The organism is Clostridium porci (genome assembly GCF_009696375.1).
Classification (GTDB): Bacteria; Bacillota; Clostridia; order Lachnospirales; family Lachnospiraceae; genus Enterocloster; species Enterocloster porci.
Genome location: NZ_VUMD01000037.1, coordinates 1 through 7,904, shown reverse-complemented (window position 1 = coordinate 7,904; position 7,904 = coordinate 1). Strand labels below are relative to the sequence as shown.

General features: G+C 55.1%; 6 protein-coding genes. 2 read left to right on the top strand and 4 right to left on the bottom strand.

Annotation, left to right across the window (positions count from 1 at the left end; all coding sequences use genetic code 11):
* The first annotated feature begins 279 nt into the window (after positions 1–279).
* A complete protein-coding gene (locus tag FYJ39_RS19905; RefSeq protein WP_154474064.1) occupies positions 280–4,689 on the top strand; it encodes an LPD25 domain-containing protein in 4,410 nt (1,469 codons plus the stop codon).
* A gap of 3 nt (positions 4,690–4,692) precedes the next feature.
* Entirely contained in the window at positions 4,693–4,893 is a 201-nt protein-coding gene (locus tag FYJ39_RS19900; RefSeq protein WP_154474063.1) for a transposon-transfer assisting family protein, read from the top strand.
* Positions 4,894–4,945: 52 nt separating this feature from the next.
* Here the strand turns inward: FYJ39_RS19900 and FYJ39_RS19895 are convergent, their stop codons facing one another.
* From FYJ39_RS19895 to FYJ39_RS19875, 4 genes are all read right to left on the bottom strand, one after another.
* Positions 4,946–5,452 (bottom strand): GNAT family N-acetyltransferase, encoded by a 507-nt coding sequence (locus FYJ39_RS19895; protein WP_004070792.1) that lies wholly within the window; start codon positions 5,450–5,452, stop codon positions 4,946–4,948.
* 221 nt (positions 5,453–5,673) lie between these two features.
* Positions 5,674–6,045: a cysteine-rich VLP domain-containing protein gene (locus FYJ39_RS19885; protein WP_008689659.1), complete on the bottom strand. Its 372-nt coding sequence runs from the start codon at positions 6,043–6,045 to the stop codon at positions 5,674–5,676.
* Positions 6,042–7,376, bottom strand: coding sequence for a relaxase/mobilization nuclease domain-containing protein (locus FYJ39_RS19880; RefSeq protein WP_154474061.1), 1,335 nt, complete (start codon positions 7,374–7,376; stop codon positions 6,042–6,044). The genes FYJ39_RS19885 and FYJ39_RS19880 overlap by 4 nt, the downstream gene beginning before the upstream one ends.
* A complete protein-coding gene (locus FYJ39_RS19875; protein ID WP_002566656.1) occupies positions 7,337–7,666 on the bottom strand; it encodes a plasmid mobilization protein in 330 nt (109 codons plus the stop codon). Before FYJ39_RS19875 ends, FYJ39_RS19880 begins: the two co-directional genes overlap by 40 nt.
* Positions 7,667–7,904: the final 238 nt, after the last annotated feature.

Here is a 7,904-nt window from a genome sequence, read left to right as displayed (position 1 = left end):
ACGGTACAAAGAGGGTCGGCTGACAGTTTGCTCTTCGAGCGTAACATCTCATGCATAGGCCCGTCAGACCGGTCACCCCCATTATACCTTAGGCGTTAGTAACGGCACAGGGTGTATCCCCTGTAACCATGATTTAGTATATCGCAAGCATAGGGAGTGTAGCCACACTCCCGGCAAAATCCCTGACCCGGCGCACCTGCCGGGCCGGGGATTTTCTCTTTGGGGAAGCCCCAAACCCCTTGTATCAGATTACCACCACAGAAAGGATGTGAACCCCAAATGTCTTACAGCTCTTACGACCATGACAATTTAGAACCGGCCAGCACCATGCGGATCGAGCGCCGGATTTACTTTGAAAGCGGCAAGGCTGATCTTTCCGAAATGGTAAAGCTGCCCCTTGCGGAGCTTCTTTCCCTGCGGGCGGAAAGCGCCGCAGCAGAACAGGAAGTGTTTGACCGCCTGAAAGAACAGGCCGCCGCATGGGAGGAACAGGCCGGAAAAACTCTGTTTTTGGACAAAGCCCTTGAATATGCCCGGACGCTTCCCGTCACCCACACCGCAAACCAGTGGGAGGCCCCGGACGAATACCGCCATATCCGCAGCAACATGGTTTACCAGATGAGTTACTCCATTTCCGAGAACACCCGGTATGATAGCGCCGCCCAAACATCCGTCCCCTACTCGTGGACGCTCCGCTGGGGCCTTTATACCAACGCGCCCCACGGAAATCCGATGGAAAAGATCGCCGGACAGGATCGGAAAGTCTTTGCCAGCCGGGAAGAACTGGACAGATACTTAAATGGCCGGATCAAAGCCCACGACCATTACTTTACCGAAATTTCCCCGGCCATCCCAAAGAAATACGCCGACTGCTTTAAGGTCAACGGCTGTCTGCTCCCCGGTTACACCATCGAGGGAGAGGAACCGGCAAAAGCCGCCGAACTTCCCGCACAGGAGAACGCCGCACAGCCGCCGCAGACCGCAGCCACCCCGGAAAGGAGGGAACCCGTGAACGAAGTATTTTCCATTTTTCTTGATAACCGCGCCGAGGCGCAGAACGGCGGGCCGCATGGGTACTGGCTTTCCCTGCCGACTACCGCCGAACAGGTGCAGGAAGCCCTAAAGGAAATCCATATCACTGCCGACAACCAGCAGGACTTGTTCATTGGCGGCTTTTCCGCCCCGGAGGGAAAACCGCTGGAACTGCCGGAGGATTTGATAAAAGCTGCCAGCGTGGACGAACTGAACTTCCTTGCCGCCCAGCTTCAAAAGCTGGACGCCGTGGAGCTTGCGGAACTGAACGCCGCCATGCAGTCCCCGGAGAAAATACAGACCATCGGGCAGCTTTTGGACTACGCCGAAAACACCGATTGTTTTGTCTTAATCAACGCCAAGGACAACCGCAGTCTGGGGGAATATTACCTGAATGATTCCGGGCTGTTTGTTGTCCCCGACCCGTGGAAACCGGCCATTGACACCGAACGGCCGGGGAGCTTTATCGCCAGCGAGGAACAGGGAACCTTTACCGATTACGGCTATATCCTGCGAACCAGCGACGAATGGCAGCGCGTCCATGAGGGGCGGCCAGTGCCTGAACAATACCGGGTGATGACCTATCCCGCGCCGGAAATTCTGCGGGAGGAAAGCAAGGTGCAGCCGGAGGCGGCAGCCCCCGCAAAGACCCCGCAGTCCGTCACCCCCATTCTCTTAAACGGCCAGAACAGCGCCGAGCGCATGAAAGAGATCACCGACCGTCTGGAAACCGGCATACAGGAGCTTTTCGAGAGTGAGCGCTACAAAGCGTATCTCACCACCATGTCCAAGTTCCACAGTTACAGCTTCAACAACACCCTCCTGATCGCCATGCAGGGCGGACAGCTTGTGGCGGGCTACAACAAGTGGCGGGACGATTTTCACCGCAATGTAAAGAAAGGCGAAAAGGCCATCAAGATACTGGCCCCGGCCCCGTTCAAGGCGAAAAAGGAAGTGCAAAAGCTGGACGCACAGGGCAGGCCGGTGATGGGAAAGGACGGGAAGCCTGTTACCGAAGTACAGGAAATACAGGTTCCGGCCTTTAAGATCGTTTCCGTTTTTGATGTGAGCCAGACCGAGGGGGAACCGCTGCCCTCGATCGGCGTGGAAGAACTGACCGGCAGCGTGGAACGCTACGGGGAATTTTTCAAGGCGCTGGAACAAACCTCCCCGGTTCCCATTGGTTTTGAGGACATTCCGGGCGGTTCCCACGGCTACTACCACCTGACGGAAAAGCGAATCGCCATTCAGGAGGGCATGAGCGAATTACAGACCCTAAAGACGGCCATCCACGAGATCGCCCACTCCAAGCTCCACGCCATCGACCCGGAAGCCCCGGCCATAGAGCAGGCCGACCGTCCCGACAGCCGCACCCGCGAGGTGCAGGCCGAAAGCGTGGCCTATGCCGTCTGCCAGCACTACGGGCTGGACACCTCCGATTATTCCTTTGGCTATGTGGCCGGTTGGAGTTCCGGCAAGGACTTGAAAGAGCTGAAAGCCTCCCTTGAAACCATCCGGGCCACCGCCCATGAACTGATTACCACCATTGACGGCCACCTTGCCCAGCTTCAGAAAGAACGGCAGGCCCAGCAGAAGCAGCCGCAGGCTGCGCCGCTGGAACAGGCCGCCGAGCAGCCAGACCCGGACAGCGTATTTTCCAAGCTGCCCCCGGAGCAACAGCAGGAAATGACCGCCAGCGTAAAAGCCATGCTGCAAACCCTCATTGACGCAGATTTGAAATCCACCGGCGAAGTGTCGCAGGGAACCAAGGAGGCGGCGCAGGCGCAGGGCTTTACTATTGCCGGGGATGGAACGCTGGAACAGGCAGAAGCCATTCCCCAGCCGCAGGCATGGAATGGGATTGACGGCCTTTTGAATGGAAAGCTGTTCATGCCGGAGGCGTCCCCGGCTGACCGGGCCGCCGCCCTGATCGAGCTGGCAGAGAAAAACGCCCCGCGTCTGGGCAGCGAGGAACGGCAGTTGATTATGTCTTATGCCGAGGCTGTGAGTGATACCGACAAGGTGATCGGGCTTATTAACCGCCTGTGCAAACAGGGCTATGAGTTGCAAAAGGGCCAGATGGATTCCTTTGTGAAAAGCGAGATCGAAAGTGAGATTGCCGTTGCCAACGCCCAGCGGCAGATCGCGCAGAATCCGGCAGCGGAGCCGGTTGTCACAATCCTTTGGAGCGAAAGCCCCCATCTAAAAGACGGCCAGCAAATGCCGCTGCATGAAGCCGAGGCCGTTTTCAAAGAGCTGGACAGCACCAGACGCCATGAACGGGAGCAGCCGGGCTATACAGGCCATTGGTACGACAAGACCAAGTTCCGCATAGACTTTACCATGCAGGGCCAGCCGGACAGCTACGAGGGACGGCAGGACTTTGGCGACGGGGACGGTTCCCTGATCCAGCATATCCGGGCCTACCACGAATACTACGCACAGGATGAAAGCTGGAAAAACCATGTGCTGCACCATGAGGGGCCGGAGGCATGGGAGGCGGACAAGGCCCAGCGGGATATGCTGCTGAATGAGTTTGTCCCGTATATGGAGCTGCATTGCAATCTGTCCGCTATGGAGCAGGAGGCCCGGCGTCCCCTGCGATCCGGGGAAACCCTGACGCCGGAACAGACCGCTTATTTCAACGCGGTTTTGGACTATGTAAAGGAGTGCCGCCCGCTTCTCAATCAGGGACAGTACCACTTGCCGGAACCGCCGCAGCTTGCCGACTTCGACCAGAGCTTGCAGGACTACAAAAAACAGATCGAGGCAGAGTTGGAACAGGAGGCCGCCGCTGCCGGGCTGACGGTGGAGGAATATGTTGCCTCTGATTATGAAGCACCAGCGCAGCCCAACTTTTCCATCTACCAAGTGCCGCCCGGCCCGGAGGGGCGCGACTTCCGCTACCGTTCCTATGAGGAATTGCAGACAGACGGACTTTCGGTGGACAGGAAGAATTACCAGCTTGTCTACACCGCGCCGCTGGACAAAGACACCACACTGGATGAGATTTACCGCCGCTTCAACATGGAACATCCCGCCGATTACAGGGGACATTCCCTCTCTATGGGGGATATTGTAGTGTTCCGGCAGGATGGAAAACAGACCGCCTATTATGTGGACGAGGGAGCCGACTACCGGCAGGTGCCGGAGTTTTTCGCTCAGCCGGAAAAGCAGCTTACGCCGGACGAGTGCATGACCGGAGAACAAATCCAGACGCCAAGGGGCCGTTTCTATCTGACCGACAGGAGCCGGGAGCAGATGGAGGCCGCCGGGTATGGATTCCACCACCAGTCGGAGGACGGCAGGTATCTGATTATGGCAAACGGCACAAGGGCCTTTGCCATCCCCGCCCAGCCAGAAAGCCATATCAAGACGGCGGAAATGTCCACCGAGCAGAACTACAACATGATCGACGGCATGATGAACAATGCCCCGTCTATGGAGGAACTGGAAGCAAGGGCAAAAGCCGGGGAACAGATTTCCCTTTTGGATGTGGCCGAGGCAGCCAAGGCGGAGGCCAAAAAGCCCAAGCAGACCCGAAAGACGACGCAGAAACAAAAGAAACCGTCCATCCGGGCGCAGCTTGCCGCCGCCAAGGAGGAACAGAAAAAGAGGCCCCCGGCGCGGGAAAAATCAAAAGAAATGGAGGTATGAGGAATGTATTTCACCGTGGAAGAAGAAAACCTGATCTGTCTGTACCACAATGCCGACCGCCGCAGGACGGCGGCGAATCTCCGGGCAGCACTGCCGGACATGGACAAGGAAATGGCGGCGCTGGCCTGCCAGACCGCCGATAAGCTGGACACCATGAGCGACGCCGACTTTGCGGTGCAGCGGTTCCACTTCACAGACGAATAAGCAAAATGCCGGGCGCGGAGGTGTCAAAGCCTCTGCGTCCGGCATTTCTTTTTCACAAAATTTTTGCCATATAAAATTCATCAACAAAGGAGCCGTTGACGAACATGGATTTCTCCCTTGTTCCCTCAATCTTAAAACCACTTTTTTCATACAAGTGTCTTGCTGTTTCATTGCAACATTCAACAGTAAGTTCCAGTCTCTTAATTCCATTTTCCTTTGCCCAACAATTCAGCATTTCAAAAAAAGATGTACCGATTCCTTTACCTCTATAATCTTTCAAAATGCCTACTACAATATATGCTGTATGAAGAATCCGATTAAACTTTCCCCGTTCTGCCCGAATATAGCCAACCATTTTTTGATTTTCCATTGCCACTTGTAAAAAATCACTTCCACAAATCACATTATTTTCAATATCATTTTTTAATTCTTGAACATTTGTGGTCTGGGTTCTCTCATTTGGTTCATACATCATATAATCTGTTTCAGCGTCCAAAGTGTTTAATAACTTCCAAAAATCTTCTATTTGGTTTAATTCCAGAGTTCTATAATAAAGCATAAGTACACCTCAATTCAAATTTACTCAATTATAGCATTGCACAAAATCAGTGTCCATGCCAAAATCATTCAGCCGGGACAAAGACCTAAAAAGCTGTCTTTGTCCCGGCGCTTCTTTTTTGTCCATTTTCCCGCATTTAGAACCCTGTTTTCGGGAGAACAGGATAACTTTATCCACCTGCCTGCCGACCATGCAGAAAAACCCTTGATTTCCGTGGACTTTTACCGCCCTAAATGCGTAGACAGGAGGTATCTTTTCCGCTGGCGTTCCGCCTCTTTCTTCCGGCGCACCTGCACCGCACAATCCGGGCAGTATTTGGCCCGGTTGGAGTTGGGCGTAAACGCCGCCCCGCAAACGGCGCAGCGTTTGATCTCGTCCCGGCCTTTGGTGATCTCGGCGCACAGGGCCGCGTCCAGCGGCAGGACGGCCACCTTGAACCACCGACACAGCAGCGAATAGGAAATACTCTGCACACAGACACATTCCTCCCCATCGTCCAGCAGGAGGCAGTTTCCGTTACAGTAGTTGCAGCACTCATGGGTGAGCCTGCGGGCCTTGCGGTATTGGGGGTAACTCATTCTCGGTATGTTCATCGTTCCTGCGTATGCTCCTTTCCCGGCGCTGTCCGTAAAATGCTGTCTACATTCTGTTTGACAATGCCGTATTCTTTCAATTTCTGTTTCGCTTCGCTGTACTGTGCGGACAGCCGTTCCCGTTCTGCGTCCAGTTTTTGATACTCGGTTTTGAGGGCGTACAGGTTGGGGAGCTTTGTGACCCCGGCCTCTTTGAGCGCCTTTGCCGCCGCCTCATACAAAATCAGTTGGCTTTCATGCTGCCGCCGGAACGCGGCCTTGTCTTTGGCGTTTTTCAGTTCCAGCGCCACAGGCCGGAGCTGCTTGTAGGCGGAGAGGTTTTTTATCAGCAGCGCCATATCCCCAAGGCGGCGTTCTGCGTCTTTCAGGGCGGAGCCTGCCGCGTCGTTTGCCGCGCTGATCTCGGCCAGCCTGCTTTCCAAGCCCTCGTAGCTGTCGATCTGGTGTTCTGTGATGAAGTTTAAGGAATTGGCGGCCTGCTTCAAGTTGTGCAGCTTCGCCCATCGCGCATAGCCCGCCGACTGCTGGGCCTTGATACTGTCCTCCAAGGCGATCCGCAGGGAGATTTCCCCGGCGCTTCTTCTGCGTGGCCCCCGGTCAATGGCAATGCCCTTGATTCGCTGGGTGATCCGTTCCTCGGTGTAATCCTCCCCCAAGGTCTTGCAGCGGGTGAAGCGTTCCTGTCCGGGAGCGCGGAATGAAATAAACTTGCCCTGTTTGACTTCATAGCCCTGCGCCTCCATGAGCCGCAAAAAGCCGTCAAAGTCTTTGGCCTGCGGAATGGCCGCGTCGATGGCAAGTTTCAGTTTTGCTTTCCAGCTCTTGCCCTTTTTCTGTGCGTCCCACTCGGCGTAGGTCTTGCCCTTGTCCTTGCCGGGCTTTACCACAGACAGGCCGTGTTCCTTGCACAGCCGGTCGCTGGTGCGCCGGATAAAGGCGTAGCTCTGGCGGTTGGAAATGTACTTGCGCTGGTTCGCCATATCCACGGCGCAGAAAATGATGTGGTTATGCAGGTGGCCCTTGTCAATGTGGGTGGTAATCACATAGGGGTACTTGCCTTGCAGCACTTCATCGGCAAGCTGCCGCCCGATCTCATGGGCCTGCTCCGCCGTGGTTTCCCCCGGTTCAAAGGCTTGTATCAGGTGGTGGGCCAGATTGTTGCCCTTTTGGTACGCCTGATCTAACAGCATTTGAAATTCAATATCCGCCGTTTCATAGGAACAGCCATAGGAAGAAACGAACAGCTTTTCATCGGTCTTGTCCGGGTTCTCGATGTAGTCCAGCGCCTTTTTCAGCGTTGACTTGATAGGATGGATCTTTGTAACTGCCATATCTGTGCCAGCGCCCCCTTGATGTCCTCCAAGTCCTGCGCGTACACAGTCCCGGTACTGTTGATACGCCTTGCAATCTGGTTGATGTTGACGCCGATCTTTTGCAGTTCTGCGGTCTGCGCCCGGACGGGGCCGGTGTCGATATGGACGATATAGCCGTCGATCAGCATTTTCCGGGCGTAGGCAGAAAAGTTCTTTGTGCCAAGCTGGGCCATCTTCTGCTGGATCAGCGCCCGTTCCTCCGGCGTCACCGGAACGCGCAGCACAAACTTCCGTTTTCGGTTTGCCACTTTCTCACCTCCATTCATTCAGGGGTTTGGGGACTTCCCCAAAATACAAACGGGAAGCCGTTTGCCGGGAATGTGGCTACACTCCCTATGCTTGCGATATACTAAATCATAGTTACAGGGGATACACCCTGTGCCGTTACTAACGCCTAAGGTATAATGGGGGTGACCGGTCTGACGGGCCTATGCATGAGATGTTACGCTCGAAGAGCAAACTGTCAGCCGACCCTCTTTGTACCGT

Coding starts and splice junctions, on each gene's coding strand:
- FYJ39_RS19895 (WP_004070792.1), bottom strand. CDS start 5,452: ATGCTTTATTATAGAACTCTGGAATTAAACCAAATAGAAGATTTTTGG.
- FYJ39_RS19900 (WP_154474063.1), top strand. CDS start 4,693: ATGTATTTCACCGTGGAAGAAGAAAACCTGATCTGTCTGTACCACAAT.
- FYJ39_RS19905 (WP_154474064.1), top strand. CDS start 280: ATGTCTTACAGCTCTTACGACCATGACAATTTAGAACCGGCCAGCACC.
- FYJ39_RS19880 (WP_154474061.1), bottom strand. CDS start 7,376: ATGGCAGTTACAAAGATCCATCCTATCAAGTCAACGCTGAAAAAGGCG.
- FYJ39_RS19885 (WP_008689659.1), bottom strand. CDS start 6,045: ATGAACATACCGAGAATGAGTTACCCCCAATACCGCAAGGCCCGCAGG.